Raw genomic sequence first — 25,155 nt, forward strand, 5'->3', positions numbered from 1 at the left:
AACGGGTAATAATACGGGTAACATTTACTATGACTACCTGTAATGGCTGCTGTAAAACTATCAGATGTAAAAATTAAAACCTTAAAGCCTAAAGATAAGGTTTATCGGATCCTTGATGCTGATCGACTCTATATAGAGGTGCGGCCAACAGGTGCAAAGGTCTGGCGTTTTAAGTTCGTCTTTCAGGGTAAAGAGTCATCGATGAGCCTGGGCGAATACCCGTCTATTAGTCTGGCTGATGCTCGTACATTGAAAGATGAGATGCGGGCCAAATTAGCCAAAGGGATCCATCCAGTCGAGGATCGAAAAAATATAAAAGCACAAGCTATGGCCGAAACTTTAAATACATTTGATTCAATTGCAGCCGAATTCAAATTAAAACGAATGGGATCTAAATCAGAAATATATCAAGAGAAATTTGACGTTGCTTTAAAAAAAGATATTTCACCTATTATTGGAAAAAAGAATGTAAGTGATGTGACTGCAGCTGATGTTCTTAAAATTTTAAACAATACTGTCGATCGTGTTGTAAAAGAATCAAATGGTAGATTTACTGGCGCATCTGCTGCGCTTGAGAATAGAAGATTCCTTGGGGCTGTGATTCGGTATGCTATTGCAACACTACGAGCAGAGAATGACCCAACATATGCTGTTCGTGATGTAATCAAAAGACCACGCGTCAATCATGCGCGAGCATTGACTAAAGAAGAACGGTACAAGGCTAGATCAAGTCTCCCCAAATACAATGGAACTCAAACTGTAAAAAATGCAGGTTTTATTCTTTTATATACGATGCTACGTGCCGTTGAGATACGGAAGATGGAATGGTCATGGGTAGACTTTGAGTCAAAATTAATTACTTTCCCCATAGAGGTTATGAAAAAAGCTAGGGTTCATGTGCTACCAATCTCTGATCAAGTCTTAAATATTTTAAAACAACAATATGAAATTTCAGGCGATGAAACGTTGGTATTCCCTGCTATTTACAGCAAAAAAAATAACGGCATGCTGGCAAAAGAAACACTAAACAGTATGCTTGAGTATATTGGTCTTAAAGGTGTAACTACACATGACTTTAGGGCTACAGCATCCACTTTGTTGTATGAAAAAGGATATGAGGAAGCTTGGGTGGAAAAACAATTGGCTCATTCTGAATCTAACAGGACTAAAGCTTCTTACGACCATTCTAAGCATTTAAAACCTAGGCGTAAGATGATGCAAGATTGGGCTGATATTGTGGATAGTTGGAAGGATTAAACAACGACATGTTTTGTCGCTTACCTCTTTATCCACAACCAATTAAATTTGAATTCAGATTGATTCATAATTATGCTTACTTGATTAAGTTACATAATCAAGTGAGCTAAAAATGGGTATTAAGTCAATTGCATTTGAACATCAAGAGTTTCCACTAGAAGATTTCCAGCAAGAGTCATTCGATGATGTATCTCAAGACGTTAATTCTGATTTTAGCCAAGATCTAGGCTTTGATGAAATTGCACAATATGAAGCCCCAGAAGTTGTAAAACCTCAGAAGAAGCGGTGAAATTATGAGACTTCACTATCTTAAAAAAGGAAATTTGTATTTGCACATTCAAACAGATCTGTTTGAGCAACATGAAGATTATTCAGATATTAGCGGAATGTTTAATCAACATTACATTTTTTCTGAAAAGAAAGAGGGATCTATGGAATTTCAAACGAAAGTTGCAGCGGAACGGTATTTGTTCTTGAATAAGAGGAAACTTAAAGGTTTTACTGTTGTTATGGAATAAAAAAAGCCCTTGGTGATATCACTAGGGCTTACGCTATGCACCCAACCAAATTATCTTTATTATTTTTAAGTATCGTGAAGGGTAAAATTTCAACACTACAAGTGTGATGAATATCACAATATACAACTATAGATTTTTACCACGAAAGTTTCGTTGTTATCTTTCCTGCACACATTGGAGGCATACCGAGATACTTACATTTGTTTTTATCGAGTGTGCAGTGCAACCAGGTAAAAGAAAAATGATGCAGACACTAAACAGCAATGAACTGATAGATCGACTGCATCGGTGAATTACTTTTTTAAGAACAGCTCACGTTCTGCGGCACGGCGGCGCACTAATCCCTTCATTATCTTTCCACCGCCCTTATTCCATACCAGAAACTGATCCGCAGCAGCAGTAAACTTATTGGCATTCAGAAGTTCAACCAGTGTTGAGGTTTTAAATGCTTTTTCGCCTATGTTATAGGCCAGCGATACAAGTGCATCAAATTGATTCTGATTCACAACAACAGTTAAAGCACTGTTAACAGCATTTTCAAAGCGCTTTAGATCATGAGCAAAGTATGCTTTAGCCTGATCCATAGTGCATACATCACCCTTTTTGACTTTAACACCATTAGGATAAACAGTTGTGCCTTTGCCAATGGTCCACACCCCAACGCCGTCATCGTATGCATTGAGTTTTATATCTTCAAAGCTTGTTATTAAATCAATGCCCGTTTTGCTAGTAAGCATGCTGTTAGTTTGAAACCCATCAATTACTTGATTGAGTTTGTTCACTTGCGGCTGAGTAAGTTTACCACCTAGTAGATCTCGAGCTGCATCAAAAAATGGTTTTCGATCCATTTTACTTTCCTCTTGATATGAAAAAGCCGACTTGAATTAAGTCGGCTTAAGAACGTTAAATTTAAGGCATTAAAAAACCTCCCGAAGGAGGTTTCTTTTTACGAAGCTTTTCGTAGTCGAGAATTTTTTACCATAATTTTCATATCCCCTTTAAGAACATCTCGTAAGCTGCCAGTCTTAGCGCAAGCTAAGCTGAAGCAATTAGCAATTAGTTCATTAACTTTTTCATTTTTAGTATTAGTTAATTGAACATGCTTTTGTAATGAAATAATACTCATGGTATTCCACCTATGCTGGTTAACGGTTATTTGCGACGAAAAGCAAGCCAACGCTTGCCTTCAAATTCTACAGATAAACCTGCCTTGTCTAACTCTGTTTGCACAGATTTTGCAGCTTGATGAAGCAGTTGCAAGAATGATTGACTAATGTCAGTACGTGCATAAATTTTGGTAGCACTACCAGAACTGTCTGCATGTTGCAAGAATCTTTGAACCAAGAAGGTTAAATATTCTGCATATTTCGCATCATAATCTGAATTCAACAAACTATCAAGTTGGGGACTTATATAAATATCGAAAATCTTTAGTGTCAATTCACGTCCCCGGCGATGATATCCAACCTCAACAATGATGTTTGGATGCTCACAATCTTCGTCGCAAATACCAATAAATGTATTGAGGCTTTCTCTTTTTAAATAATCACCAAATGATTTACTAACCTGTATATGCTCAAAAAATTGCTCATTCAGCTCAATTAATTCATCATCTAAGTTTATGGCAATTCCGCAATCAATCCAATTCCTTGATGTAGTTCTTAATGATTCTTCGTCGAACAAAAAAATGTCCAATGTTTATTCCCCTAATAGTAGTTTTGCTTACGGAAGATAACAAAATATTATAAAAACATAAAGTAATAAATAATTTGAAATATCCACCATTTTTATAAATATTTTACTATTCACCAAATACCATTAGGATATCCACAAACCGCCCGAAGGCGGCTGTTTAATGATGTGATCTAAATGTCTTTATCTTTCTTCTTTTCTTGCTCTGAACTACCGAAATAGAAACCGCAAGCGGTTGTCATTGCTCCTGCAATAAAACCCAAGGCCGTGTTTATTAAGTTGCTGTTTTCCCGTGGCATATCAACAAAGAATAATGCGATTACCAGGACAAACATTAATGCAACTAAGGCAAAGGCCAGATAAGCCCGAGTTTGTTCACTTGTCATCTAAATCACCTTTCAATCGATCTTTAGTTTGCTCGTATTGTTTCTTTCGCAATTCGTGGATCTCCTCTGCTCGCCTATCATCACGCCGCTTAAAGTACAACGTCATGAAAAAAGTGATTACACCGATAAAGACAGAGAACCATACTGCCCAATCAATATTTGCTGCATACGCTGCCACTGATGCCACCCCTGATGCATAAGATACTTTTGGTGCCGTTGCTGCGATTGTGTTTGTAGCAGCTTCAACCGCGCTTGCTGCTTGTTCCTGCATTTCCTTTCTCCAGAAAAAAAGCCCCTATTAAGGGGCCTATAATTTATAGTTAATTTCAAAGTCCTGACTTTACCGCTGCGCCATATGCTACAACCTCATTTAACGTAATGGCACGGTCAAAAAATGCTAAATTTGCTATATCGCCAACAAAGTAATGCTGAGCTGTATTTAAATCAGAGTGCGACATTAAATCTGCACCAATGATTAAGCTCAAAGCAGCGACAGAGTCTTCTGGAAAACGAGCAGATAACTGTACAGATGAATCAAGCAAACGAGTAAGAATCAATGTTTCATCAATGTATAAACTCACACTGTTATTGACTAATGTTGCGTCATAGTTATAAACGCCTACAAACGTGTGCCATTGATTATTGGCCCGATCATTTGAATCCACATCAGTTACACGACTTTCCAAGTTGTTACTTAAAAACATGATGTCATTATTGTTCGTAAACGAGCTGCCTGTATAAATCCCTTTTAGTCCCGCAGATACTTGTGTTGTACTGGTCAACTCAAACCGTTTCTGATTTGAGATAATAGACATAAACGTATTGGCAGCAGAAACAGGAATACGAACACAAGCTGCAAAAGTCTGACTTTGTGTTGTTGTGATTTGCTCACTCGGATTTTCTGGCCGTAAAAAAGTATTACCGTTCAATGTTATATATTTTGCTGAAACAACAGGATTCGGCTTTCCATTATGAACTACTAGCTTTTTCCCTGTAATCACATCACGAACGCCTTTTGTAATATCGCTGATATTACTGAATCTCCAGTAACGCTTAGGCTTTGCACTTATTAAGAAATCTGCTTCTGCTCCAACAATAGCTTGAGGCGCATCAACATTTACTGCGTTTGGTACTTTTAATACTAAAGTTGACATTTAAAGTGCTCCTAAATTTACGCCTTGTGTGACAAGCTTTTGTTTTACATCTACATAAGAAACAGCTTGAACATTTAAATTTTGTTTTATCGCTAACGTTGCAATTGTTGCAGCTGCTTCACCTAAAATGCCGCCTGTGGCTTCCATTCTGCACGAGTGAAATGCAAGCTCTGTCATGGCACAACACCAAGCTACAGTTAAGTTTGCACACTCAGCAGCTCGTGGTAAAAGCATACGCATCGACATCCCGTACATTGGGGTGTTTGCATCAGTAACTTTACTTTCTTCAATCAACGTCCATTTTTGATCAGTAGCATCTGCACGATATGCAAAAGCTAAACGCTTTTTCCCATCGAAAAAGTACGAAAAAATCCCGATTTTATCTATGATATGGCCTGAATTTTCGGCTTGGCGTAAATCGTAGGCGGTCACTACATTGTCGTTGATCATGCGTATTGTTTGTCGATCATAGACTTTAAACTGAATCCCAACCCCGTATTTGCTATCAAGCCACTCTTTACCACTATGACCCCATTCATTCATAGCAGTCCGAACTTTAGCGGGTACCGCGCTATCAGTTGATAAGAAATAACAATGATTGATGTAATGCTCGATTACATCTTTCTCAATTTCGAGTCTGCGCTGCCAGTTCGCAGTTGGATAATCAAGGGCAAGTCTCGTGGTTTGCGGAATTTTGGCATTATTTGAGTTGAATGCTACTTCACCAGAAACGGTTCGAATGGCTCCCTGATCTCCGATCACATCACGTACAATTTGATCATTTGTCATTGCATCAAAGTTTGTATTTTTAATTCGAGCCAAAAACACCAGGTGATTCTTTCGGTCATAACTAGGAAGCTTATAAGCTGTGAAAGAAATTCGATCAGAGGCTTTCGTAACAATGCTACGAGTACCATAGCCAATTGTAGTATTCGGGATTGCGGAACCATCAGCAGGGATTAACGGATCGGATGGACCTGACACAATTGTGAATTGCGAACGCTTAACCGCATCCTCTGCATCAGCTCCAGTCAATCCAACACTTTCTAAATCAACATTGGTTGCAGTATAAGCAACAGATACACGACTACCGCCATCGGGTTCGGCTGTGCTTTGGGCTTCTACATTGGCAGTCCACGACACGCCAGCGCAGCGTAATAAGTCCCCTGTGTAGCTTGCATCAATAAATTGCTTACCTTTGATCAGGCCCTTTGGTGTCCACACGCCATTTAGTTTGTTTCCAGATTTAACAATACTGGTAAAAGCATCATGTAACTTACAATCTAAAATTGTTAAATCTGCATACTCTGCGCACCAGCGGTTAAAAACTTGTTGAGCAATACGCGGCTCAAATGTGAATGGCGCAGGCAATGTAGAACCTGCACCATAGAAAGTGTTGATCTCATTTAAAACTTTACGTGTATTACCACCAAGAAAACCAACACTACCGCCATAGCTCGCAGATGGCGTAGAGGCTGCACCATCAAACACACTGACACCTGCGGTCATCATGCCGCCTACTCGCTTATCAGGGCAGATTAAACAAACTGATAGACCGTTTTCTTTCGCAGTTTTCGCAGCAGTAATTAAGGGCATTCCAGAACCATAAATCACAACATCAAAAGCCGCTGTTAAATCATCTTCTGTTATTACCCGTGATAATTTATTGCTTTTTGACAGTTGATATTTGCCCCCATCCAAAGCTGTCGCAGCGATAATTTTATTGTCTGCATCTTTCTCAATTGCAACTACTGAACCAATTGTCTCAACATAGGCAGATTGCTGAATCTCTGTGTTATTGTCACTTTCGGTTACTACACGAGATAATTGATTTAGTTTTGACAAACTATGTTTTGCGCCACTAGCATCGATTGCAGAAATAATTTTTCCGTTATCATCTATTTCGACAGCAACGACAACGCCAACACCTTCAATAAAATAAGTACCTTGTACCTGAGCACTGTTGTCTGCTTCTGTCACAACACGCGAAAGATTTTTATCTTTTGATAGCAAGTATTTACCACTTGTTGCATCAGCCATGCTTTTCTCCAAACGTAAAAAAGCCCCTGTTAAAAGGGGCGTAAACTGTTGATAAAAATTAATTCCCTAACATAAAAGCACTGATTTTCTTGGTCCATAACTGAATGCCGTTCTCCTTCGGGTGTACACCATCACTAAGATAATTTGACCATGTGCGAATGTTCATGCCACTTCTACGATAGAAATCAAAAACTGGAATGTGGTAGATGTCTTGCAGATTAAGCAAAGCATCAATGTACGCAATGTATGGTTTACCCTGTGGATCAGGCAACGTATCACTATTTTGTTCTGGTCGATCAGGGTTCGGTGTCTGAAACCAACGGGTTCGGAATGTTGGTGAGACAAACATAATTTGAATTTGCGGGTATTTCGATTGAATCTGCTCAATTGAATAACAAGCAGCACCAATAAATGTTTCACCATTCGCATCTGCCACATAGTTTTCACCGAGTGGGGTTGTCGAATATATATCATTGGTTCCAAATGCAATCATGATGTAATCGACCTTACTCCAATCCAATGCAACCATTGCATTGATCTGTGGCATGTTGTCATCATTTAAATTGTCCCGAACCCATTCACCACCCGCTATCACGTCCGTCCAATCGCCCGTATTAATCGCTTTAGCAAATCGGTACATTGACCCCTTATCCCGACCCAAAGGACTATTGGGATACTTTGACATCGTATGACTAGCAAAACCAAACTTATGTACTGTTGCACCCAATAATGTTGCAATTCGATTAGGGTGGTTATTCCCCTCAACAATAGAATCACCAATCCAAGCTATGACCTTGCCTTTATAAGGTGAATTAATAGTTGCGATTGATGCATATTCATTCCATTTTTGAAATGGAAATGAACCATATTTAGTGCGCCAGAAATGTCGACCGTACCAGGTAACAAAAGTTTGGAGTGTTAGACCATTATGTGGAGTAACTGTTAAAATACCCGCCCCATTTACATCGGTTGGATAATTACGCTCAAGTGTTGCATTAGTATCTTGTGTCTGTCGATATACACCAAGGGTTAAAACATCATCGAGATTTTCGGTAGTCAGTAAAGGAGTTTTTACTCCAAGAAATCCAGCTAGATCTGCTTGAGTCGCATATTTTTGCCAGGCGCCGAATGCAAAACTACTATATTTAGTTCGCCAAAATTGCAAACCATACCAAGTCGTATATTCCTGAATAATCAAGTTACCACGGTTAATAACCTGTAGAATTCCTGCACCATTGGTTGTAGTTGGATAGTGGCTTGATGTTGTTGCATTAGCATCACTTAGCTGTCTATAAGTGCCACTCTCGAGAACACTATCTAAGTCCTCAACACCTAAGTTTGGCTTGTAATATAAAACAATATTTGAGGCGCTCGGCGTCTCTTGCCAAGGTAGAAAATCAAATGTACCGTACTTAGTTCGTCTAAATTTTCGATTATACCAAGTCGTATACTCATGAATAATAAGCCCATTATTATTTATAACTTCTAAAACACCTGCCCCATTTTCAGCTGTCGGGTAATTGTTTGCAGTGGTTGCTTTGGCATTATCAATTTGGCGATAAATACCCGTTAAAATAACTGTATTTAAATTTTCACTGTCCAAATTTGGTCTAAGCACTAATGCATTAGAATTTACAAAGTTTTTAGCCTGATCTAACTCACTAAGTCCTGTATCATGCCATTTGGGAATTGTGTCTGGCGCTCTTGTTTCCCAAATCCAAACTTTATAAGTATCAAAAGCTTTCCCAACCACTGGCTCTGCAGATGGGACATAGGCAAGCAAATCAACTTGCTTGCTAAATGGCTTATAAAGTCCACTTTCAATTGATTCGTTAATGACTTTATCTATATATACAATCTTTGCGTCAATATCAGTGCGAACTTGATTAATTTCTTCAATGGCCTCATCGATAGTAGTTAAATCTGCTTTTGCATCAAGCTGAGCCAATACCTTACGTAAGATCATAAGAATGTCAGCAAGACTATTTGCGTTACTTAAAATCGCACTCCAATTCGTTGCCATGCTTTTCTCCAGGCAATAAAAAACCCGCTTTCGCGGGTTTGTTTCATTAACTTAGTCATTCATTAATTCTTAATGATCATTCAACGTATTTCATACCAGGAAATAATCCCATTATCCTGAAATAGCTTATATGTACTTCCATTTAGAATAGTTGCGGTAAAGCAAGCAAGTACTCGACCATTTGCTCCTACATCACAATAAGCCTGTAAAATCGGTTCACCATCCACAATTAACTGCGCGTACGGTTGAGTATCTTTTACAATAATTGTGATATTGACTTCTATTGGGCTACCTGTGACATTGGTATACTCTTGCCCTGACACCCTTTGACCTGTCAAATTGATCCGTGTTTGGTTTATTCCAAAACCTTTTTCAAGTTTGGCTTGAATATTAATATTCGTTGTACCGTCAAAATTTGCAGATCCAGACGCATCACCCGTAAGCTGTATTTGTCGAGCAGTTTCTAACTTTTTTGCTGCCACTGCAGTGGCTTCTTTATCAAGTTTATTCGGAAACTTATTATCAACATTTGTTATCTTTTGATTGAGATCATTATATTGCGACCCAAGCGCATCAATAATCTCATTCACTTTTTTGGTTAAGTTATTAAATAACCAGTTGAACCACTGACGTGCTGGTTGCAGTCTAGATGGGAATCCATTATCAAGATTCAATCCCTCGGTGTTACTACCACTTGAATCTACGTTTTTGGCAAACTCATTTAATTTCTCAATACTCATCTTCGCCCTCGAAAATCAACCTCACCCCAGAAGGTAAAGGGAACATTAATTTAATTAGCTCACGCTCAAAGACTTCATAACCAGCTAAAAATGAAAAGGTGATCGTCATGTCTTTGTTATCTCTAAACTTGAACGGTTTATCGATTACGAGAGAAATAATTTCTTTCGCTGATAGCTCTGTACAGTCGCTTTTATTCAGCAAGATTTTTGCTTTAATCACTCGCTTAAAAAGCTGCGGAGTCATCTTTAACGCCGTGTAACCACTCATGCCCGACTCTCGCCAATAACCAGACTTAAAACTCGGATCATCTGTCTCACGCCAGGGCAATGAGGCAGGTTGCCCCTGAAAGCCAAAATAAGGAACCGGCACTGAGTTGGGTATAGAGTTAGCTGCACCGAGCCAATCGGCAATAATCTGCAGCTGGTCACCCTTGGCAATTGCAAGATCAAACTTGCTGCCCAAGCTACTGAGACAATCAAGACAGTCTATCAGTGGATTAATTGAGGTCTCGACCGTTTGCCTAAACTTGGGTTTGTCTCGATGCTGGCTCGTTAGCATTGCGATGTATTTACTTGCATCCACTAGAACCCTCCTGATGTATTGATCTCAATATTGTCTGTATCGCAATAGGCCACGGCGTTAAAAGCTAGGTTGTAATCACCTACAATCGGTACACCATTTGCGATGATCTCAATTGAATCGATTTGATAAGTTTCAGAATCTAGATTCCCAAATAGGCCTGCAGGGATATAAAGCTTGTTCATCATGATTCGATCACCAATATCAAGCTGATTCACATAGTCGGCCAAATTCTGCTTAATATTGCTTTCAATCTCTTTGGTGTATTCCGAAGATCCAACAAGATTTAATTTAAAGCCGATATTGATGATATTAGGTCGATAAAGTGAGACTGTTTCCTCATCCCCAAAAGAGTTGATCACTGTAACGTTGACGTTACCAAACCAACCACAGCCTAAGCTTTTCTTTGCTCGCATAATGCCCGCGATTGCTGCAGCATCACCACCCGCAACGACCACACATAAGCTATGAGAAGGAATGCCGAGACTGTTTGTAGAATCAGTGTCATTCTCGTATGTCTTACAGCGTGAAATGCCTGGCAAACTAAAGATCGCCCCCTTAATGCTATCCGTTTTAGATTGTGAAGGAATGGCCACAGAAAGTGCTTGACGTTGTCTTAGCTTTGCATCTGATTCAACTGGCATTCCTAAAGTCGATGTGGCTGGATTGTTTACCCCTTTCCACCCTCTTGTCGGCTTTCCGATTGTTTTGATGGTGTTGCTCATGGCCAGAATTGCACCTGGCTTTTTGGCCGTGGCTGTAATAACAATTTGACCCGAATTGGGAATTGTCACCAAGTCTGGAAAGATCCACTGATTTCCGTTGTCATCGAGGGCGTATCCCTTTGTGATTTCCGTTGTGGCCACCCCCGTAATTTCTAGATCTACAGACGAGAATGTTGGCACCTGGCGATCAATCCCGTTTATGGCCACATTGCGTGAAAGTGCATCTTTCTTTGCTGTCTTTGGTGAAAAGGTGGAGTAAGTATCTACAATGGCCGCATTTACATCGGCGATCGCACGGGAAAATACACCGATCCACTGCCCGTCCTGGCTGTCGTTTTCTAGGTATACATCTTCACCATAAATACTTTTGTATTGCGTCTTGAGATAATCAACTATCTCGTAATAGGTGGGTGCTACGGGACCGCTATCGGTAATAACTGGCGCAACTGTCGTCAATGTCATGTTGTTAAGTCCCCGTTAATAAATGCTTCGCCGTAAATGGTGTTGACTGTCATCGATACAGTTAAACGCCGTGTTTCTGTATCTAAAGAGCTTTGAAAATCGACAATGTTATTTACACCCGGTGTTTCTAAAACCCGTTGTCTTAGTGTGAGCTCATAAAGGTTCTTGGAATGCTTACCAACAATCGACTGACTCCACCCGGTACCATCCGATGTATCAGCAAACCATTCCCCAAGCCAAAGCTTAAGCCTGGATAAAATTGCCTGCGCCACGGTCTCGGGTGAGTTCACAAGAAAGTCATTCTTGCCAGATCCAAAAACATAGTCGCCATCACTTGAAAGTTTTCTATAGCGCATAAAAAAAGACGCTTTCGCGCCCCTCGTATTGATTGGTCTATTGTTCTGGTGGGCCTGATTTACCAGATCCCGATGCAACGCCCGTTGTGATGTGGCTAAGTAAACTTACTGCCTTGGCCACAACATCAGTTAATGACTTAATCAGTCCAGAAACCGTTAATGTCTTTTTCATTTCTACATCACAATGAAAGACGGCTTTCTGGCCAATAAAATTAAAGACCCCATCTTTTGTGATTTGGATCTTCGTTGCGTTGTCATCACTGCGGATTTCTAAACTGTCAGTTGAAATATTCGAGATCTTGTTCGCTTGGGATTGCGGTCGGAAAAATGCAAAGCCATCAGATAAATCATGATGCCGAGTATCAAATGGATTCTGAACCCCGCCAGATTGCCACCACAGGTCGATATTGCGCGATGAAAAGCTAACAAGGCACTCATCCCCAACATTGATCGGATGTGTGATAGTGAAGCCGCCAGCGCACGGAAACATGACTGGTACGTCCTGCAGTATTGGAATTTCTAACATTTCAATACCGCCGTCCGGTGTACGTGCCGGTACCCGGATTAAAGGCTTAACTTCTACTGTGACAGCATCCGAATCATAACTCACCACTTCACAGGGTAATGAAGTCCATAAGCTCAACACTTCTGCAGTAACCGCATCTTTGATAATACCGAGCAGATCCGGTGAACGCTCGTTGACTGTTAATGCCATTATTCTGCCCTCGGCGCCGGTCTCCAGCTCTCGTCCACGGCATTAATTGAGATACCTGTTTTTGGTACCACCGCCCCCAACGCCGTGCAGACCATATTGCTGTACCACTCATCCCCACGGGTATCACCGCTGTGCTCTATTGCCTGAATCACGAAAATTCCCTTGGCATTGGTTGCCAGTTTCGGAGTTTTATATGGTTGATCTTTACCCTGACTTTCATATGCAATGTCATAGTTTTCAGACTGCATGTTCCGAGTATCAATCCTGATTCTATCCATCCGTTTTAACTTTGGATTCAATAAGCATTTAACAATAACACCCTCACTGGTGAGCTGGGGCATTCCAACCATGCCTGTCTCAGAACTTAGATCAAAGATTGGTTGAATCGAAAACTTATCCAGTTCAGTTGAGTTAAGCACCCCTTCGGAATAGTCATAAGTGACATTATTCTCGCGGCCAACACGCTCAATAAAACCATGAAAGCTGCCGAACAATGTACGGCCACGGGGATACTTTTGATCACTTAACCTAACCATCTCCCCTGCATCGATACCATATTTTTTAGCCTCTTCTATAATCAGCTCGTTTAATCCTTCTATTGGTGTACCTGCAGGTACAGATTGAGCAATGATTGCATCATTACGGACCTGATCACCAGCAATGGCCAGAATACAGAGATAGGTATCAACTGGACTATATCGACCACGGCGATATTGAAACACACGACCTTTAAAAATAACCTCAGGCTCATCCTTACCATAACTGCAGGCTAAGATAACTTGAGTATTCTTTTTATCGTCATCGACACCTGCCAACTTATTCATGGTCTCATGGGATAAATTGTAGATATAAATCTCCGCTGCCTTAGGTTGTTCTGTTGTTGGCTGGCTCACAATGAATGTGATTTTAAAATCGGAAAAATCTAAAGCGTCTGGCGTATTCTGATCAACTTGAATCGTTAGTCTGCAGTTACGCCCCCATTGCATTGTCATAAGTCACTCCAATATAATTTTATATTTATACCTAAATCGCTAAAGGCTTGGCTTTCATCTTCATTGGTATTAAGCACATACAATGCACCTTTGATGATGTGTTGATGTTGGACCAATAGATTGTCACCCACCAACATAGGCAAGCCTGCAATTAAGGGATTCTCTGCAGTATCAAAAATATCTAAATACCAATGATCAACTCGGTAGATCAACTGCAACTTGTACTGTGCTGAACCCAATCGAATATTGAATTTATGATTGCCATAATTAAGCGGTATTTCGTAATTCATAAATCACCATATAGATTTCCAAGCTCCACCAACTTGAGCGCCACCCACAACTTGACCCAGTACTGATGCACTCACCTCCTTGGCTTGAACGGTGCCGCCATCTGCTACACCTGCAGTAGCCTCTGGACTTGCCTGATTCTCAATTGCAATAAATGTTGTTTGAGTGCTAACCATCAAAACTTTTTTAAAAGTAATATCGATCATCAAAACGTTTTCAGTCTGTAGATCCGTAGTACATCCAAGTGATTTGATCAACATATTGGTGTATAGGCGTTTACCAGTTGAGATGATCAGAGGTAAAGCTTGTTCTTGTAGCTGCAGTAATGTTTGATAAACGATAGTCAAACTCGTATTACCGCCGAGAACAGTATCGCCAAGAAAACCATTTAATGTGCCGGCACTTTCAGACCAGCCCACTTTCATGGTCACTTCTGGCGGTTCTTTGAATGCATGATCCGAAATAGCTGCACCGATTTCGGTTGGATGCTCTGTAACTTTCAATTCGTCCTTATGCTTTTCTTCGACCGTTACATCTGCGAAAAGTCCCATGATCGTTCGACCACGGCCAGATAATAATAAAGAACCAAGGATCTCAGAATTTTGATATGACGTGACAGCGCCTAGGCCACCATCTATTAATGTACCTATTGACATAATTCACTCAACTAATATATGAAGGCTGTAATTATCTAAATTCGTTTGTTTCAAGCGGTTTAACTTTTTATACAAGAGAACTTATATGCGGCTTAAACCTACAGGTGCGACTTATATACAATCAGGTCAATCTCTTAAATGCCCTAGATGTGAATCCAAGCAGTCTAAAGCTTTTAAACTAATGCCAAGAAAGTACCCTAAACCTGAACAAACTTTTTCTGAAATTTTTGACAGTTCAAAATATGAATTTAGGGTTTTCCGGTGGGAAAATTCATATCAATGCCAAAAATGTGGAAATGAATATTTTGCCGCTTTTGAAGATGAACATAATGCTTTGTTATCTCAACAACAAAATAATAAGAAATCATTTTTTGGAAAACTGGTTTCTTTTATTTTGCACTTCCTTAAATGGATTATCATAATCTTTGTCCTACTTTGCATAATTGTCGCGGTCCTTGATTAGGTGAATGAAATGAAAAGAATTTTAATCCTTTCTGCATTAGCTCTATGTAGCACTGGTTTATATGCTAAGCCAACATGCTCCGAACTAAGCAATATTGCTGATAATAGCTATGTAGAATTAGATGCCTTAGAGCTTCAAAAGTTTATAGGCTCTAAAGGTCAACGCGAGTATTTTCATTCAGCTCCATCTGCTCAATGTAAACTTGATAAAGTGTTTATCATTCCAAATGATGTAGTTACGGCTTACTACACTTTCAAAAATGAAAATCAAAACTGGCTCTATGTTGTGTACACTTCCAAAGAAGGTAAAAAAACTGCGGGCTGGATAACCAAAAATAATTTTAGATTTCTTGGCACAACAGCCCTTGATGATTAACCAACAAAAACCCCGCGAGCACCTCTAGCCATAAATACCATTGAATTTTCCTGCTGACGTTTAACGGCGTTTGCAGATTCAATTGGACTTGACGCCCCATTAATAGTCATATCAGTTTGATAATTCTGATTAATAATCACATTGCTTGCAGTCATCGCATTTGAATTATTAATCTGAGATTTATGTGGATTTCCAGAAGGTGGAGCTAAAGTACTTACATCTAATGATGAATTGCTAAACATATTACTTAATATATTTGAGCTTGGTGCTGTTCTGGAAACAGTACCTTTTTTAACACCCTCTGCTTTAACCATACCCACGGCTAATGCCTCAAACTCTTTATTTGACATTTGACCAATCGTTTTCGTTCTAAGATCCAATCCTAGACTATCACCTTCTTTAAAAATGGTATTTTCATAAGCTGCATAATTTGTCTTTCCAGAATAATCATCCTTCGCATAACTACGAAGCATTTTTGCAACTGTTTTGTCAGCATGGGCTGATTTCAACAATTTAGCCTTTGCTACCGCACCTGCTTCGTAAGTCTCAAATATGGCATTCCCCCATTGGTCAAGTGCCACTATACCTTCATAGCGCTTTTTAGCATCAGATAAAGCTTTCTCTTTAGAACGCTTTGACTTTACAGATTTATCAGCACTTCCTTTGAACTCAAACTTCAAATTACCCGGATTGTTGTTTCTCCATGCAACTGTTCCATCATCTCTAGTTTCTGTAGATCCATCCGCCATTTTATAAATTCGACGCTTACCATCTACACCCACCAAATCTACAATTTTATTTGAATCCGAAGAAACAGCATTCTTAACCGCACTTACTGCAGCAATTGCTGCACCAGTAGCAACAGACTGATAGCCAATTTCTCCCCGTTCGCGTTGTTCCACTCGGGTTTGAGCATCAGCATTACCAAGCCATGCCAACCCTTTATCAACCATTGAAAAGGTAAAGTCGGTAAAACTGGCCACTTTGTCTTGGGTTGGGGTTACTTTCTTTGGATCAGTGGGATTGATGTATTTATCGACCGCATCATTTACTTTCTCAGCAGTCTTGGTGACACCTTCTTGAACCTCGGTCGCAACCTCTTTTAAAGCACCTGCAGGATCTTTAATGATTTTCTGAATAAACTCGATTGTCTTGTCTTTGATCTTGTCGAGAATATCTAAAAAATCTTTGATCTTATTGATAATGGTATCAATGCCATTGGTCCACTTAGACCAATCAAACAGTGACTTACCTCCTTCTTTCCACGTTTTGTAATCATCATAGAGCAAGGCCAGTGCTGCACCCAATGCCAGGATAATCCCGATCGGTGATGCTAGGAATGCGAGTCGGAACAACTTAAGCAATCCGATAAAGGTTTTAAAAGCCGGTATAAACTTTAAAAGTAGCCCGAGGGACTTGGCCAAAGCTCCAAACATCAGAGCTAACATTGCAAAGCGTAGGCCAACGGCGAGACCTTCTTTGATTTGTGGATTCAATTGCGAAAAGGCATGAATACCTGCCTGAATCAACTGATTCAACATTCTCAAGATTGGAATTAAAGCTTTACCCGCTTGCATAACAATGACCTGAAATCCTGTTTTAGTCATCATTGTCAAATCACGGTATTCTGTCATGAACTCATTGCCAGACTTGGCCAAGTCATTATTCATGCCGAGTTCTTTTTGGATCTTCTGGTATTTATCCATGTTGGCCATGAATTTACCATCACGCATGGCCATCAATGTATTTTGATCAATACCAAGGGAATTGGCATAAGCATTGGCTTGATAAGACGGCATTTTAGCTAAAACACCGCTCAGATCCTTCATGACTTCAACACGGTCACGCATTGCACCGTTTGCATCTCGGGTATTTACCCCAAGACTTTTAATCTGCCCTTCATATCCTGGCGAATTACGGATCTTTTCAGCCAATGATTCTAGAGATCCGACTGCACCCTCTGCACTTCCTCCTAGTTGTGCAATGGCATTCCCATAAGCATTGATGTTGGTAACACTGGCACCAATACGCTGAGACGAGAAATATAGCTTATCCAGTTCACTGGCCGTTTGTTTTACAGCTAGTACCGCACCAGTGGCCAAAGCTAACAAAGCGCCGTTTAATGCTTTAGCTTTCCATTCAATGCCATCCATGGCACTTTTCATATTAGCTAAGCCTGAATTGTCAGTATCAAATCCAAGCGAAACCAAGAAATCACGAATTACACCATCTGCCATGGGAACACCTATTTATTTTTTCTTTCACGCTCCTTGTTCAACAGATATTCATTATCTGCAACGACATCAAGCGCATCATTCATGAGAGCTATATCAGCGAGATCTAGCTCCCCATTCGTTAAAGACTCGTACTTGCACATGCCTTTGATCACTGGCCGCATGAGCCAATCAGACTCATCCGGTAAGGACCTGAAATTTATTGCGGTTACTTCTGCATGCTCGATGCCTTCATAAGCAACCCTTGAATAAAATTTCCCAAGTTAATCCGGATCGTGGCAATCACCAGTGGCAAAACCTGTGTCATATCGATGTCATCAAACATGATGCTGTTATTACGACAGACCACCGCACCACCACGCTTAGCAACCCCAAGGCATTTAAAAATGATGTAATTAACATCATCCTCAGGCATTTGTGCGATAGCATCCATTAACGGCGATAGAGCATCGGCCAATGGTTGCAGGTCGCTAAGATCGCCGCTTTCGCCCTGGTCAATCGAATCAATTGCTTTTGCTAAATCACCTTTGGCCACTTCCGCAATAATCGGCATCAACTTTGGCACAATCGGTGCAATTTTTCGGGATACATGAAACTGATCGACCGCATTTAAGCGGCCGATCGTGTATTCAATTCCATTAATTTCCATAACTTAAAACCTTACTCGTATGTGCCAAGTTTCATATCGACTTTGATAGAGTCAAATACCCATTCCACAATGCCGCCGTCTTTGGCATTTACATAGTCTGGAACTTTCTTAAATGCACATTTGGTGGCTGTGTGGTTATCCCCTGAACCTTCATGATTCAGTGTGATCGTGTTTTTGCCCCACTTCACTGAACTATTTTTCTGCAAGTTATAGAGGTTCATTAACTTGGCGTTAGTAGGTGAGGTTTTAAGAAAACGAATAGTGATTTGACCTGAATTGTCAGCATGTAGAGAATGCATCCCTTGGCCATCAGCACCAATGGTCATCGTGTTTTTATCACCAGCCATGGCAAAGGTAATACCTTCATCCGAAATAGCAGCGCCATAACCTAAATCAATCACCGCGTCTGCACTGGTTAAAGTGCATTGGGTATCCATAAAAGAATATGTACTCACAAATTACTCCTTAACGGTTTACAGCGACTAGAACATCGGCAAAGTGTGTTGCACCTGCTAACTTGGCCGCGATTTGAAATACTGGCGCTTTGCGGGCTTCACGATCTGCCTGTGGTTGATCATCTAAGCTATTGGCAAAGACGTAATATGCTTTTGACAAATAATCACCTGTCTCAACTACGCCAAAGCTGTCACCATTCCATCGACCAGGACCAAGCAAGCCATTGGTCACACCTTGCTCACAAGCTGTTTCAAGGACACCACACTGACGGTTCACACCTGCACCTGTTTGCGGGATCTTAGTTGTGTTGGTGTAGTGGAGATTAAATAATGAGGTCTCTAAATGATTTTGGAACCAGTCTAGGCCGTGGATCTCATCGAAGAATGTGCCATCAGTCATGACACCCTCTTGCAAGATCGCCGTGTCATTGTTGTAGCCTGCAAACACGTTACAGTTAATCGCTGCCAGTGCCTTAGCCTCTGCCGTTTTAAGATCCTCTGCAGCGATGCCAGGAAGCTGCTTAAACTTCAAAGTGATGGTGGTATTGGTACCCATAAAATTTACAGTGAAAGCACGACCAAACACCGATGCAGCAGCATAAGCGTTATCACTTGAAAATAAAGTGAAGGTACGGCGATATTTCTTTTGCTTAAGCTTGTAAGGGATACTTGTTGTATCAGTAGCACTTAAGCAATTTTCATCTTGAGATGTATAGCCAAATAAGCGCGAAGGATCTGCAGCCTCAATCAAAGCACCAACATCTAAAGCCTGCTGCTCAGTGAGATCCGATGCAATCACCAGGCCGTACCACTTCAACGACCCAAGACATGCTTGGACTGCAGCTTGAATTGTTTCTGCCCCTGTGCCTTCTTTGTGCCAATAGCCAATATATAAGGTGCGTGGCTTAGGTGATTGACCGAAATAAGCTAAGGCTGCTTTATATTCTGGATCGTCAACGCCGTAATCCTCACCAACTTCGGTGATATTTGAATAAGCACGCATACGCTCAATCGCATCAATCACGCCACTGGTAGCACCGAGAATCAGCAAAGAGCCAAACGAGCGAGGTCCTGCCGCCAATGCAGCAAGGCTAATGCTGACATTTACGACATTAGAAACGGGTAATGTCATGGATTACTCCTGGTTAAATTTATTGTTCCAGCATCTAAAAATGACTTAACAGCAAACGTGCGTGATGTTTTCCGCTTAAATACGGCGGTTAGGTCATATCGATGTACAAACTGATTATTGAGAAAGTCAGGCGCGGTGATGAGCTCACCAACACTGATAAATTTGATTTTTTGCGCATTGAGTTGCGCGATGTTTTGCGGAATTGCTAGACCATCCTTAAGGACGTTTGCGATCGACTGGCCATGATCACCATAGAACGATAGGAATAGTGTCAATTCTTCATGTCGAATTGAATCCATTTTCTCGTCTTTCTGGTCGAAGTATGGCCCATCATCAGGAATTATCGACTTTACAGCGAAGGCGCACCAATCCTCACCAATCGCTGGGAAAGGCGGAGGATCTCTCTGGAAACGTGGCCGAACCATTGCACCTGGTAAAGATGTAACCCCAACAATGAAAGCTTGGAAAATGTCCTCAAGTTCCTGGTCATAAGCAGATCCGCCACTAGGGGTGATATATCCCCCTGTAGCAGAATCACCCATGATTTACCCCAGTGCCTTAAGCTCACAAATTGCTTTAACGAAACCTTGGCCATAATGCAAATTATCCAGAACTTGAGAAACGATGTAGGTTTTACCCTGCCATAAGATCTCATCTGCTTTGGTTTCAGTATTACCTGAGGACAAAGCAAACTTGGTATGAATATTAATTGCACCTTTAATCAAAGTTCCATCAGGACGGCGGTCCATGTTTAGACCGCTATTGGTGGTCACTACACCCGCAAAGGGGGTTGATTTTTTGGCCTCTTGCGATCGGCCGTTATTGCCAACGATCACGACAGTACGATTACAGACAATACCGGTATCCATAAAATCAGGATCTAGAAGTACATCCGAGACATCAAGACGAGCCACGCTTTACCTCCTTATCCTTTTTCATAATGATGTATGTCACCGACTTTCGTAATTGGCCAGTATCGATCAACGGCCGAACCAGGCCTGTTTCTGCAGGTCCAGTTTCTAGCTGTTTAAGATACTTTTTCGCACCTTTTCGGCCACGCCGTGCACGTGCTTGGATTGTGGCCAAAGACAACGGCGCAAACTCACCATTAACGAAATATGCTCGAACTGAGTTCATTGCCACCGTACCTGCCGACTCAAGCAACATCATCATGCGCTTATGATTGCCAGTTAAGGCAGCATCAACTGCTTTAACCAGCTTATCCCCGACTTGCTCTTGTACCTGCTCAACGCCTGGCACAAGAAAAGCACGATCTGGAATGTTCATCGCAGGTGAGCCATTTTCCTGCAGGTAACCAATCTGGGCATTGGTGAGACCATCACCATCGGTTCGGACCTCGCCATGCGGAATACCCACAAGCACATCAACCTTCGATAATTCAGCAACAGCCTGCAAGATATCTAACAGACCATTACCTGTGGCTGTTACATTGCTGCTCATAGCTGAACACCTCCCGCACCTGCCATCATCATGAGCTGATAGAACTGAACACCCCATGTTGTTTGGTTCCAGTGGCCAGCATCAGCAATAATCACCCCAGACACATCCATGGACTTAGAAACACTGTCCACGGCCTTAGAAGTCTCATTCCCTACAATCTTGCCTGCATCACCACCAACACTGGCCGCATCCATCCCACGCTTATATAGCGTGAGATAATGAGCAATAAACAGCGTCAAACCATAATCGAGCAGATCCTCCCATCGATCCACATTCAGTAATTTTTTCCCAAGGTTCAAGTAAAAATTAAACTGGAATGATGGATATTGTGCAGCATCTGCAAAGAATGGCATTTGTTCACGAAAGGAGGATTCACTGATCATGGGTTAAGCTTCCTTTGGTTGCTCTTTGTCCTTGACCTTAGCATCAGCAATAGTTTTTTCTGCTTTGGCTAATTTGGTTTTAAGACCACTGATTTCAGTGTCACGCAAACCAATCTCATTAGTAAGATTCTGAATCGTTTCAGCATCTTTCAGTGATTGTTCTTGCTGTGCCTTGTTCAACTGGATATTAAGATCACTGATCTCTTTATCCTTGTCCTGAACATCACCTTTCAGCTTTTCAATCGTCTTAGCGGCCTCGTCCGATTGTTCCTGCAATGCCTGCAGATCACCTTGCAATTGTTCAACCTGCTTTTGTAGTTCACCAGCATGAACATCTTCTTGGGTGAGCTCTTGGCAATGGGCTTTTACGAACCAGTTTTCAGCGACATCTTGTTCTACAGACTGCAGCCCAGCTTGAAGTTTTACAGTAATTGCACGGCCATGTTCATCAGTACCAAGGTTCACAGTCAATGGACGTGAAAGGAGAATTTGTACTTGCTTACTCATGTCGTTCTCCTTACAGACCATCGGCATAGAAGGCTGTCTCAGGGTAAACCCATTCAACTGCACCTAAACGGCCGTAATACGTAGTTAATTGGCGCAAATCGCGGTATTCGACTGGTGTACGTTGCAACGGTACCATCGGGAAACGAACGCGGTTTTCATTCTGCTCATAACACATCATGCGGTCAGTGCCTCCAGTGCCACGACCAACTAACCATTTGGATGGTTGAATATCCAAAGGCTTACCATTCTTAGCCATAGAGATACAGTTGATTTTGATATATTCCAGAATTGAGATGTTGCCCGCTTCTGAAACTTTACGGGTGACGATTAAACCGAATTGCTCAGGCGGTAATAACAATTTCGACGGACAAACAGCGAAAGCCGAAGCAACCCATGCGTTATATAAAATCATGTTTACATCTGCGAGAATTTCGTCTGCAGTGGCAACCGACCATTCTTTATTGACGTTGGTTGCTCCAACCTTATCCGAGTTGAGTAAACCCTTAACACCCACAATGTCGTCACCGATATAGATCTGCTCATCGGTGTCCATGTTGTGCTTAAGGATTAAGCCACTATGTTTAAGCGCATCAACAGGACGACCGACTTGGCGAGCCGATTCAAGCTCTGGAAGTGTCCAGCCGATCTGATTGGCCCATAAGGTTAATGGTTGAGCTGTTTTGCCGATATCCAACGCAATCCCCTGGATTGCATCAGCGTTCTTACCTACCCAAGATTTACCCTGTGGCGATGCACCACCAGCTGCAGCAAAGGTGGCATTTGAAAAACTCGAAATTTCATCGGCAATCGATACGTCGGAACGTAGATCGATATCACGGGACCAAGTGACATCAGCCAAAGGCTCATGCATGGTTTGATCTAAGCGTTCTAATTCACCAACCAGAAACGCACCGGTACTATCTACCGTCTGAGCATCAAAGGTCAGCATATGGTCACGTGTACGCGCGCGTACAGGGCTTGCTGTACCCATGGCCACGGCTTGGGCAAGAGTAGTTGCAATTAATAACTTACTCATATTTTGTTTTCTCCAGGCACAAAAAAACCACCTCATTGGTGGCCGTGCGAATCAATATTGTTTTAGATGTTGAATGAAATTTCTACGTTGCCCTTTGCGTCCGCATCATGCATAAAAAAGGCATTCGGCAATGTAATACTGTTTGCACCATCTGCTGCGGCTTCAATTCCACCAACTGGCTTGGCTTCGGTCCCTGCAGTGACACGCACATAAACAGTTCCTGCTTTTTTGGCATTCCCGGCATTACATTTCACTGTCATATAACCACGGCGTAAAACGTCTTGAATGCCGTTTGGTTGTGGTACTGCTTTACCTAATTCATTTTGAGCTGATTGTGTTGGGTAAGCACGAACGAATAAACCGTAAATCACTGCCGCCGTATCAGCTGCAGCCAGTGGTACAAATTTACCTGTCGTACCATCGATCTTACCGAATAGACCAAATGCAGCGAACTGTGCACCTACAGGATGCGATTCAATTGTTGATTGGCTTTTACGAGAAACATCACCAGGGATGCCGCTTGGCATGCGATATAAAAAAGCATTACTCATGATTATTTTCCTTGTTGGTTCCAGTAAGCGCGGTTACGGGCGTTAATGTCTGCAGGTGTTGGTGCAGATCGACCGAAATCACTTGTTTTAATTCCAGAACGAACACCACGGGCATTGTTCTGCTGTTTGATCAATTCCGATGCCCCTGCGAAAGCAGCATCAATTGTATGGGTGGGTAACTTGTCAAAATCAGGATCAACTGGAACAAACGGCGCGATTGCCTTTTGCCCATCCTGAGTAGCATATGAGGCTTTAAGCACCTGGCGTTTAACATTCAGGACAGCTTTACCATTATTGGCGCTATCCAAGGTCGGCATGCGATAACCAGGCGAAAGGATCTCTGCACGTGAAACAACTTCTTTTAATGAATCACCGGTATAAGACTGAACACCTTCATTAGAAAGTTTTTCGGCTTTCTCTGCCTCGGTTAGATCGCCGCCGTCCTTTGTTTCTTCCTCAGGCTCGTCATCGTCCTCGGTTTCTTCTTTTTCAGAATCCTTGGTTTTTTTCTTTTCCAAAGCAGTTAATCGCTTATCCATCGTTTTCATGAATTTACGCATGTCAGCCTGAAACGCCGCATCACCTGTTTTGGTTTTTCCCTCCTCAGGTTCATCCTCATCTTCGGTTTCTTCTTCCTCAGAATCAGACGTTTTTTCTGCCTCCTCAACAGCCTGATCCACGGTACGTTTAAGCCCAATCAAACTTTGATACCAAGGCGCTTTATCTTTAGTCGTCTTTTTAGACATAAAACTATCTCCAATTGAGCAGCGAGAACCGCATCGCCCTTTTTCAACTAATGCAATATGGTTCACCCGAATATTGCTCTGTAACCCTTTGCCTTTGCTGGTCTCTGTGTAGTCAGCATCGTAGCCCAGGGAAATTTCTACTTTTCCATCGAGAACCTTTTGAATGGTCTCTTTATCCATGACCAACAGATCGGCCATTAGAAAGTCTGAATCAACACCATCACCACGGCGAACATCTTTACCCACGCCCTTGGATAGTTCTTTCCAGTTATCCGGCGTTACCCAATCGTCAGGATGGTCATCTGTAATTGGCTTGCTTTCAGCACTTGCAATGGTGATTGGATCGAATAGAACATCTTCACCACGGTAGATGATGATCAACCCAGTATTGTCTGCAGTAATAGGGACCTCGCCATCTGCATACATCAAGGTTCCAATACGTGCGATCGGAACATCACGGCAAAGTAGATAACCCTCGGGGGTAATTTCCCGTGTGCGTCCCAACTGACCAGTCGTATAGATCTCTGATCGATCAACCGTTTTTTGGTCTTTGGTCTTTTTAGATTTAAACATGGTTCA

34 protein-coding genes are annotated in these 25,155 nt (G+C 41.5%); 5 read left to right on the forward strand and 29 right to left on the reverse strand.

The window, feature by feature from the left end; genetic code table 11:
* Positions 1-42: 42 nt before the first annotated feature.
* From B2727_RS03975 to B2727_RS03985, 3 genes are all read left to right on the forward strand, one after another.
* Positions 43-1,257 carry a tyrosine-type recombinase/integrase gene (locus B2727_RS03975; RefSeq protein WP_005312850.1) on the forward strand — a complete coding sequence of 405 codons (1,215 nt, stop codon included), beginning with the start codon at positions 43-45 and terminating at the stop codon, positions 1,255-1,257.
* Between the two features lie 112 nt (positions 1,258-1,369).
* The gene (locus tag B2727_RS03980; RefSeq protein WP_005312847.1) at positions 1,370-1,546 is read left to right on the forward strand and encodes a hypothetical protein; all 177 of its coding nucleotides are present in this window, start codon (positions 1,370-1,372) and stop codon (positions 1,544-1,546) included.
* A 4-nt stretch (positions 1,547-1,550) separates the two neighbouring features.
* Entirely contained in the window at positions 1,551-1,775 is a 225-nt protein-coding gene (locus tag B2727_RS03985; protein ID WP_032858899.1) for a hypothetical protein, read from the forward strand.
* A 293-nt stretch (positions 1,776-2,068) separates the two neighbouring features.
* Here B2727_RS03985 and B2727_RS03990 read toward each other — a convergent pair whose 3' ends face one another.
* The 16 genes from B2727_RS03990 to B2727_RS04065 all read right to left on the reverse strand — a co-directional run bounded on the left by B2727_RS03990 (position 2,069) and on the right by B2727_RS04065 (position 14,584).
* Positions 2,069-2,623: a lysozyme gene (locus B2727_RS03990; RefSeq protein WP_005312842.1), complete on the reverse strand. Its 555-nt coding sequence runs from the start codon at positions 2,621-2,623 to the stop codon at positions 2,069-2,071.
* 98 nt (positions 2,624-2,721) lie between these two features.
* The gene (locus B2727_RS03995) at positions 2,722-2,901 is read right to left on the reverse strand and encodes a hypothetical protein (RefSeq protein ID WP_005312839.1); all 180 of its coding nucleotides are present in this window, start codon (positions 2,899-2,901) and stop codon (positions 2,722-2,724) included.
* A gap of 26 nt (positions 2,902-2,927) precedes the next feature.
* A complete protein-coding gene (locus B2727_RS04000; protein ID WP_225761670.1) occupies positions 2,928-3,458 on the reverse strand; it encodes a hypothetical protein in 531 nt (176 codons plus the stop codon).
* A gap of 182 nt (positions 3,459-3,640) precedes the next feature.
* On the reverse strand, positions 3,641-3,853 hold the full coding sequence (locus tag B2727_RS04005; protein WP_004805867.1) for a hypothetical protein: 213 nt from the start codon (positions 3,851-3,853) through the stop codon (positions 3,641-3,643).
* Entirely contained in the window at positions 3,843-4,124 is a 282-nt protein-coding gene (locus B2727_RS04010; RefSeq protein ID WP_291348057.1) for a phage holin, read from the reverse strand. The genes B2727_RS04005 and B2727_RS04010 overlap by 11 nt, the downstream gene beginning before the upstream one ends.
* Positions 4,125-4,179: 55 nt before the next feature.
* The gene (locus B2727_RS04015; RefSeq protein WP_291348059.1) at positions 4,180-5,007 is read right to left on the reverse strand and encodes a LamG-like jellyroll fold domain-containing protein; all 828 of its coding nucleotides are present in this window, start codon (positions 5,005-5,007) and stop codon (positions 4,180-4,182) included.
* On the reverse strand, positions 5,008-7,047 hold the full coding sequence (locus B2727_RS04020; protein WP_291348061.1) for an FAD-dependent oxidoreductase: 2,040 nt from the start codon (positions 7,045-7,047) through the stop codon (positions 5,008-5,010). It lies immediately after the preceding gene.
* A gap of 58 nt (positions 7,048-7,105) precedes the next feature.
* A complete protein-coding gene (locus tag B2727_RS04025; RefSeq protein WP_291348063.1) occupies positions 7,106-9,070 on the reverse strand; it encodes a GDSL-type esterase/lipase family protein in 1,965 nt (654 codons plus the stop codon).
* Between the two features lie 80 nt (positions 9,071-9,150).
* Positions 9,151-9,810 (reverse strand): hypothetical protein, encoded by a 660-nt coding sequence (locus B2727_RS04030; protein WP_291348065.1) that lies wholly within the window; start codon positions 9,808-9,810, stop codon positions 9,151-9,153.
* Positions 9,800-10,393, reverse strand: coding sequence for a DUF2612 domain-containing protein (locus tag B2727_RS04035; protein WP_291348067.1), 594 nt, complete (start codon positions 10,391-10,393; stop codon positions 9,800-9,802). Before B2727_RS04035 ends, B2727_RS04030 begins: the two co-directional genes overlap by 11 nt.
* Positions 10,393-11,577 (reverse strand): baseplate J/gp47 family protein, encoded by a 1,185-nt coding sequence (locus B2727_RS04040; RefSeq protein ID WP_291348069.1) that lies wholly within the window; start codon positions 11,575-11,577, stop codon positions 10,393-10,395. The genes B2727_RS04035 and B2727_RS04040 overlap by 1 nt, the downstream gene beginning before the upstream one ends.
* Entirely contained in the window at positions 11,574-11,933 is a 360-nt protein-coding gene (locus B2727_RS04045; protein WP_101237244.1) for a hypothetical protein, read from the reverse strand. Before B2727_RS04045 ends, B2727_RS04040 begins: the two co-directional genes overlap by 4 nt.
* Before the next feature lie 37 nt (positions 11,934-11,970).
* Positions 11,971-12,648: a Gp138 family membrane-puncturing spike protein gene (locus B2727_RS04050; protein ID WP_291348073.1), complete on the reverse strand. Its 678-nt coding sequence runs from the start codon at positions 12,646-12,648 to the stop codon at positions 11,971-11,973.
* Positions 12,648-13,640: a baseplate hub protein gene (locus tag B2727_RS04055; protein ID WP_291348075.1), complete on the reverse strand. Its 993-nt coding sequence runs from the start codon at positions 13,638-13,640 to the stop codon at positions 12,648-12,650. The genes B2727_RS04050 and B2727_RS04055 overlap by 1 nt, the downstream gene beginning before the upstream one ends.
* On the reverse strand, positions 13,637-13,930 hold the full coding sequence (locus B2727_RS04060; RefSeq protein WP_291348077.1) for a phage baseplate plug family protein: 294 nt from the start codon (positions 13,928-13,930) through the stop codon (positions 13,637-13,639). Before B2727_RS04060 ends, B2727_RS04055 begins: the two co-directional genes overlap by 4 nt.
* 3 nt (positions 13,931-13,933) lie before the next feature.
* A complete protein-coding gene (locus B2727_RS04065; RefSeq protein ID WP_291348079.1) occupies positions 13,934-14,584 on the reverse strand; it encodes a phage baseplate protein in 651 nt (216 codons plus the stop codon).
* An 85-nt stretch (positions 14,585-14,669) separates the two neighbouring features.
* Here B2727_RS04065 and B2727_RS04070 point away from each other — a divergent pair, with 85 nt between their 5' ends.
* Both B2727_RS04070 and B2727_RS04075 read left to right on the forward strand, forming a co-directional pair.
* Entirely contained in the window at positions 14,670-15,047 is a 378-nt protein-coding gene (locus B2727_RS04070) for a hypothetical protein (protein ID WP_291348081.1), read from the forward strand.
* 9 nt (positions 15,048-15,056) lie between these two features.
* Positions 15,057-15,422 (forward strand): hypothetical protein, encoded by a 366-nt coding sequence (locus B2727_RS04075; RefSeq protein ID WP_291348083.1) that lies wholly within the window; start codon positions 15,057-15,059, stop codon positions 15,420-15,422.
* On the opposite strand, the gene B2727_RS04080 is transcribed toward B2727_RS04075, so the two are convergent.
* The 13 genes from B2727_RS04080 to B2727_RS04135 all read right to left on the reverse strand — a co-directional run bounded on the left by B2727_RS04080 (position 15,419) and on the right by B2727_RS04135 (position 25,149).
* The gene (locus tag B2727_RS04080; RefSeq protein WP_291348085.1) at positions 15,419-17,659 is read right to left on the reverse strand and encodes a phage tail tape measure protein; all 2,241 of its coding nucleotides are present in this window, start codon (positions 17,657-17,659) and stop codon (positions 15,419-15,421) included. The two genes, B2727_RS04075 and B2727_RS04080, sit on opposite strands and share 4 nt — an antisense overlap.
* A gap of 8 nt (positions 17,660-17,667) precedes the next feature.
* Entirely contained in the window at positions 17,668-17,820 is a 153-nt protein-coding gene (locus B2727_RS20020; protein ID WP_409449601.1) for a DUF6889 family protein, read from the reverse strand.
* A gap of 44 nt (positions 17,821-17,864) precedes the next feature.
* Entirely contained in the window at positions 17,865-18,305 is a 441-nt protein-coding gene (locus B2727_RS04085; protein WP_291348087.1) for a phage tail assembly chaperone, read from the reverse strand.
* An 11-nt stretch (positions 18,306-18,316) separates the two neighbouring features.
* Positions 18,317-18,760 carry a phage structural protein gene (locus tag B2727_RS04090; protein ID WP_070074780.1) on the reverse strand — a complete coding sequence of 148 codons (444 nt, stop codon included), beginning with the start codon at positions 18,758-18,760 and terminating at the stop codon, positions 18,317-18,319.
* 10 nt (positions 18,761-18,770) lie between these two features.
* Positions 18,771-19,892: a DUF3383 family protein gene (locus tag B2727_RS04095; protein WP_291348090.1), complete on the reverse strand. Its 1,122-nt coding sequence runs from the start codon at positions 19,890-19,892 to the stop codon at positions 18,771-18,773.
* Positions 19,889-20,434, reverse strand: a complete 546-nt coding sequence (locus B2727_RS04100) for a phage neck terminator protein (protein WP_291348092.1) — start codon at positions 20,432-20,434, stop codon at positions 19,889-19,891. The genes B2727_RS04095 and B2727_RS04100 overlap by 4 nt, the downstream gene beginning before the upstream one ends.
* Positions 20,435-20,437: 3 nt before the next feature.
* Positions 20,438-20,806, reverse strand: coding sequence for a hypothetical protein (locus B2727_RS04105; protein ID WP_291348094.1), 369 nt, complete (start codon positions 20,804-20,806; stop codon positions 20,438-20,440).
* A complete protein-coding gene (locus B2727_RS04110) occupies positions 20,793-21,353 on the reverse strand; it encodes a hypothetical protein (RefSeq protein ID WP_291348096.1) in 561 nt (186 codons plus the stop codon). The genes B2727_RS04105 and B2727_RS04110 overlap by 14 nt, the downstream gene beginning before the upstream one ends.
* Complete coding sequence (locus tag B2727_RS04115; RefSeq protein ID WP_291348097.1) at positions 21,350-21,736, reverse strand: DUF4054 domain-containing protein; 387 nt, start codon at positions 21,734-21,736, stop codon at positions 21,350-21,352. Before B2727_RS04115 ends, B2727_RS04110 begins: the two co-directional genes overlap by 4 nt.
* A 3-nt stretch (positions 21,737-21,739) precedes the next feature.
* Entirely contained in the window at positions 21,740-22,243 is a 504-nt protein-coding gene (locus tag B2727_RS04120; RefSeq protein WP_291348099.1) for an STY1053 family phage-associated protein, read from the reverse strand.
* 10 nt (positions 22,244-22,253) lie between these two features.
* A complete protein-coding gene (locus tag B2727_RS04125; protein ID WP_241345315.1) occupies positions 22,254-23,279 on the reverse strand; it encodes a DUF2184 domain-containing protein in 1,026 nt (341 codons plus the stop codon).
* A gap of 62 nt (positions 23,280-23,341) precedes the next feature.
* The gene (locus B2727_RS04130) at positions 23,342-23,830 is read right to left on the reverse strand and encodes a structural cement protein Gp24 (RefSeq protein ID WP_241345314.1); all 489 of its coding nucleotides are present in this window, start codon (positions 23,828-23,830) and stop codon (positions 23,342-23,344) included.
* A 2-nt stretch (positions 23,831-23,832) separates the two neighbouring features.
* Complete coding sequence (locus B2727_RS04135) at positions 23,833-25,149, reverse strand: DUF2213 domain-containing protein (RefSeq protein WP_241345313.1); 1,317 nt, start codon at positions 25,147-25,149, stop codon at positions 23,833-23,835.
* Between the last annotated feature and the right edge of the window lie 6 nt (positions 25,150-25,155).

It is taken from the genome of Acinetobacter sp. UBA991 (assembly GCF_002292065.1).
Classification (GTDB): domain Bacteria; phylum Pseudomonadota; class Gammaproteobacteria; order Pseudomonadales; family Moraxellaceae; genus Acinetobacter; species Acinetobacter higginsii.

What these genes read in the sequence shown, in the direction of transcription:
- B2727_RS03975 (WP_005312850.1), top strand. Translation starts at nt 43, where the DNA reads ATGGCTGCTGTAAAACTATCAGATGTAAAAATTAAAACCTTAAAGCCT.
- B2727_RS03980 (WP_005312847.1), top strand. Translation starts at nt 1,370, where the DNA reads ATGGGTATTAAGTCAATTGCATTTGAACATCAAGAGTTTCCACTAGAA.
- B2727_RS03985 (WP_032858899.1), top strand. Translation starts at nt 1,551, where the DNA reads ATGAGACTTCACTATCTTAAAAAAGGAAATTTGTATTTGCACATTCAA.
- B2727_RS03990 (WP_005312842.1), bottom strand. Translation starts at nt 2,623, where the DNA reads ATGGATCGAAAACCATTTTTTGATGCAGCTCGAGATCTACTAGGTGGT.
- B2727_RS03995 (WP_005312839.1), bottom strand. Translation starts at nt 2,901, where the DNA reads ATGAGTATTATTTCATTACAAAAGCATGTTCAATTAACTAATACTAAA.
- B2727_RS04005 (WP_004805867.1), bottom strand. Translation starts at nt 3,853, where the DNA reads ATGACAAGTGAACAAACTCGGGCTTATCTGGCCTTTGCCTTAGTTGCA.
- B2727_RS04010 (WP_291348057.1), bottom strand. Translation starts at nt 4,124, where the DNA reads ATGCAGGAACAAGCAGCAAGCGCGGTTGAAGCTGCTACAAACACAATC.
- B2727_RS04015 (WP_291348059.1), bottom strand. Translation starts at nt 5,007, where the DNA reads ATGTCAACTTTAGTATTAAAAGTACCAAACGCAGTAAATGTTGATGCG.
- B2727_RS04020 (WP_291348061.1), bottom strand. Translation starts at nt 7,047, where the DNA reads ATGGCTGATGCAACAAGTGGTAAATACTTGCTATCAAAAGATAAAAAT.
- B2727_RS04025 (WP_291348063.1), bottom strand. Translation starts at nt 9,070, where the DNA reads ATGGCAACGAATTGGAGTGCGATTTTAAGTAACGCAAATAGTCTTGCT.
- B2727_RS04030 (WP_291348065.1), bottom strand. Translation starts at nt 9,810, where the DNA reads ATGAGTATTGAGAAATTAAATGAGTTTGCCAAAAACGTAGATTCAAGT.
- B2727_RS04040 (WP_291348069.1), bottom strand. Translation starts at nt 11,577, where the DNA reads ATGACATTGACGACAGTTGCGCCAGTTATTACCGATAGCGGTCCCGTA.
- B2727_RS04045 (WP_101237244.1), bottom strand. Translation starts at nt 11,933, where the DNA reads ATGCGCTATAGAAAACTTTCAAGTGATGGCGACTATGTTTTTGGATCT.
- B2727_RS04050 (WP_291348073.1), bottom strand. Translation starts at nt 12,648, where the DNA reads ATGGCATTAACAGTCAACGAGCGTTCACCGGATCTGCTCGGTATTATC.
- B2727_RS04055 (WP_291348075.1), bottom strand. Translation starts at nt 13,640, where the DNA reads ATGACAATGCAATGGGGGCGTAACTGCAGACTAACGATTCAAGTTGAT.
- B2727_RS04060 (WP_291348077.1), bottom strand. Translation starts at nt 13,930, where the DNA reads ATGAATTACGAAATACCGCTTAATTATGGCAATCATAAATTCAATATT.
- B2727_RS04065 (WP_291348079.1), bottom strand. Translation starts at nt 14,584, where the DNA reads ATGTCAATAGGTACATTAATAGATGGTGGCCTAGGCGCTGTCACGTCA.
- B2727_RS04070 (WP_291348081.1), top strand. Translation starts at nt 14,670, where the DNA reads ATGCGGCTTAAACCTACAGGTGCGACTTATATACAATCAGGTCAATCT.
- B2727_RS04075 (WP_291348083.1), top strand. Translation starts at nt 15,057, where the DNA reads ATGAAAAGAATTTTAATCCTTTCTGCATTAGCTCTATGTAGCACTGGT.
- B2727_RS04080 (WP_291348085.1), bottom strand. Translation starts at nt 17,659, where the DNA reads ATGGCAGATGGTGTAATTCGTGATTTCTTGGTTTCGCTTGGATTTGAT.
- B2727_RS20020 (WP_409449601.1), bottom strand. Translation starts at nt 17,820, where the DNA reads ATGCGGCCAGTGATCAAAGGCATGTGCAAGTACGAGTCTTTAACGAAT.
- B2727_RS04085 (WP_291348087.1), bottom strand. Translation starts at nt 18,305, where the DNA reads ATGGAAATTAATGGAATTGAATACACGATCGGCCGCTTAAATGCGGTC.
- B2727_RS04095 (WP_291348090.1), bottom strand. Translation starts at nt 19,892, where the DNA reads ATGACATTACCCGTTTCTAATGTCGTAAATGTCAGCATTAGCCTTGCT.
- B2727_RS04100 (WP_291348092.1), bottom strand. Translation starts at nt 20,434, where the DNA reads ATGGGTGATTCTGCTACAGGGGGATATATCACCCCTAGTGGCGGATCT.
- B2727_RS04110 (WP_291348096.1), bottom strand. Translation starts at nt 21,353, where the DNA reads ATGAGCAGCAATGTAACAGCCACAGGTAATGGTCTGTTAGATATCTTG.
- B2727_RS04115 (WP_291348097.1), bottom strand. Translation starts at nt 21,736, where the DNA reads ATGATCAGTGAATCCTCCTTTCGTGAACAAATGCCATTCTTTGCAGAT.
- B2727_RS04120 (WP_291348099.1), bottom strand. Translation starts at nt 22,243, where the DNA reads ATGAGTAAGCAAGTACAAATTCTCCTTTCACGTCCATTGACTGTGAAC.
- B2727_RS04125 (WP_241345315.1), bottom strand. Translation starts at nt 23,279, where the DNA reads ATGAGTAAGTTATTAATTGCAACTACTCTTGCCCAAGCCGTGGCCATG.
- B2727_RS04130 (WP_241345314.1), bottom strand. Translation starts at nt 23,830, where the DNA reads ATGAGTAATGCTTTTTTATATCGCATGCCAAGCGGCATCCCTGGTGAT.
- B2727_RS04135 (WP_241345313.1), bottom strand. Translation starts at nt 25,149, where the DNA reads ATGTTTAAATCTAAAAAGACCAAAGACCAAAAAACGGTTGATCGATCA.